The 2,500-nt window shown below is 54.6% G+C and carries 1 tRNA gene and 2 rRNA genes (1 of these 3 cut by a window edge); all 3 read left to right on the top strand.

Annotated features, from left to right (window positions below):
• A 23S ribosomal RNA gene (locus ACR0KM_RS20890) occupies positions 1–2,033 on the top strand; it begins 797 nt to the left of the window's first position.
• A gap of 185 nt (positions 2,034–2,218) precedes the next feature.
• Positions 2,219–2,333 (top strand): 5S ribosomal RNA (gene rrf, locus ACR0KM_RS20885).
• Between the two features lie 90 nt (positions 2,334–2,423).
• Positions 2,424–2,500: transfer RNA gene (locus tag ACR0KM_RS20880), tRNA-Met, on the top strand.

Genomic DNA, 2,500 nt, shown 5'->3' with positions numbered 1-2,500 from the left:
GGGTGAAAGGCCAATCAAACTCGGAGATAGCTGGTTCTCTGCGAAATCTATTTAGGTAGAGCGTCATCCGAATACCCCGGGGGGTAGAGCACTGGATGGGTAATGGGGCCCCACAGGCTTACTGATCCTAACCAAACTCCGAATACCCGGGAGTACTAGATGGCAGACACACTGCGGATGCTAACGTCCGTAGTGGAGAGGGAAACAACCCTGACCTACGACTAAGGCCCCCAATTCATGGCTAAGTGGGAAAGCAGGTGGGACGACCAAAACAACCAGGAGGTTGGCTTAGAAGCAGCCATCCTTTAAAGATAGCGTAACAGCTCACTGGTCTAAATAAGTTGTCCTGCGGCGAAGATGTAACGGGGCTCAAGCCATGAGCCGAAGTCTAGGGATGCGTAAGCATCGGTAGCAGAGCGTAGTGTGACATAGGTTCCATCCTCTTTAGTCGTCTTCGGACGACCTTGGAGGATATGAACCTTTCGATGAAGCCGGGGCGTGAGCCATCCGGTGGAGAGATCACTAGTGAGAATGATGACATGAGTAGCGACAAAGAGTGTGAGAGACACTCTCGCCGAAAGTCCAAGGGTTCCTGCTTAAAGCTAATCTGAGCAGGGTAAGCCGGCCCCTAAGCCGAGGCCGAAAGGCGTAGGCGATGGGAATCAGGTTAATATTCCTGAGCCAGGAGGATGTGACGGATCACGGATGTAGTTCAATCTTATCGGATTGATTGGGCTGCTGAGTGGTTCCTGGAAATAGCCCTCCATCAGACCGTACCCTAAACCGACACAGGTGGACTGGTAGAGCATACCAAGGCGCTTGAGAGAACGATGTTGAAGGAACTCGGCAAAATACCTCCGTAAGTTCGCGAGAAGGAGGCCCGGTTCCTAGGCAACTAGGGGCTGGGGGCACAAACCAGGGGGTGGCGACTGTTTATTAAAAACACAGGGCTCTGCGAAGTCGCAAGACGACGTATAGGGTCTGACGCCTGCCCGGTGCCTGAAGGTTAAAAGGAGAGGTGAGAGCCTTGAATTGAAGCCCAGGTAAACGGCGGCCGTAACTATAACGGTCCTAAGGTAGCGAAATTCCTTGTCGGGTAAGTTCCGACCTGCACGAATGGCGTAACGACTTCCCCGCTGTCTCCAACATCGACTCAGCGAAATTGAATTGCCTGTCAAGATGCAGGCTTCCCGCGGTTAGACGGAAAGACCCCGTGCACCTTTACTACAGCTTCGCACTGGCATCAGGATTGTGATGTGCAGGATAGGTGGTAGGCTTTGAAGCGGAAACGCAAGTATCCGTGGAGCCTCCCTTGAGATACCACCCTTCGCACTCTTGATGTCTAACCGCGGTCCGTTATCCGGATCCGGGACCCTGCGTGGCGGGTAGTTTGACTGGGGCGGTCGCCTCCTAAAGCGTAACGGAGGCGCGCGAAGGTTGGCTCAGAGCGGTCGGAAATCGCTCGTTGAGTGCAATGGCAGAAGCCAGCCTGACTGCAAGACTGACAAGTCGAGCAGAGTCGAAAGACGGCCATAGTGATCCGGTGGTCCCGAGTGGAAGGGCCATCGCTCAACGGATAAAAGGTACGCCGGGGATAACAGGCTGATACTGCCCAAGAGTCCATATCGACGGCAGTGTTTGGCACCTCGATGTCGGCTCATCTCATCCTGGGGCTGGAGCAGGTCCCAAGGGTACGGCTGTTCGCCGTTTAAAGAGGTACGTGAGCTGGGTTTAGAACGTCGTGAGACAGTTCGGTCCCTATCTGCCGTGGGTGTAGGAGACTTGAGAGGAGTTGCCCCTAGTACGAGAGGACCGGGGTGAACGATCCACTGGTGGACCAGTTGTCGTGCCAACGGCAGTGCTGGGTAGCTATGATCGGACAGGATAACCGCTGAAGGCATCTAAGCGGGAAGCCCCCCTCAAAACAAGGTCTCCCTGAGGGCCGTGGAAGACCACCACGTCAATAGGCCGGAGATGTAAGCGCAGTAATGCGTTCAGTTGACCGGTACTAATCGCCCGATAGGCTTGATTTGATCCAGTAATGGAAAGACAAGACCAAAGCATACACCAACCTTGACTACGGATGGCTGTGTCGCGCCAAGCGGCACTGTTGATTGACATAACAACCGAGTGGCAACGCGCCTTTGCAAGCAAAGACGCTGCCTGCCACCTGTCGCTTTCTTGCTTTGCAAGAAAGTCGACATGGGCTTTTCCTCGGTTTGGTGGTCATAGCGCAAGTGAAACACCCGGTCCCATCCCGAACCCGGAAGTTAAGCACTGCCGCGCCAATGGTACTTGGGCTTAAGCCCCGGGAGAGTAGGTCACCGCCAAACCTAGAAAAAGCCCAACAGTCTCTCTAAACGATCAGCAGAATACGACCCGGCCTCAAGTAGCCGAATAGGCGGTAGGCCACAAAAAAGTGTCGCGGGATGGAGCAGCCCGGTAGCTCGTCAGGCTCATAACCTGAAGGTCGCAGGTTCAAATCCTGCTCCCGCAACCA

This window comes from Ruegeria sp. G10, from assembly GCF_056533645.1.
The sequence above is the reverse complement of the archived record's forward strand: the minus strand, read 5'-3'. Positions and strand labels throughout refer to the sequence as shown.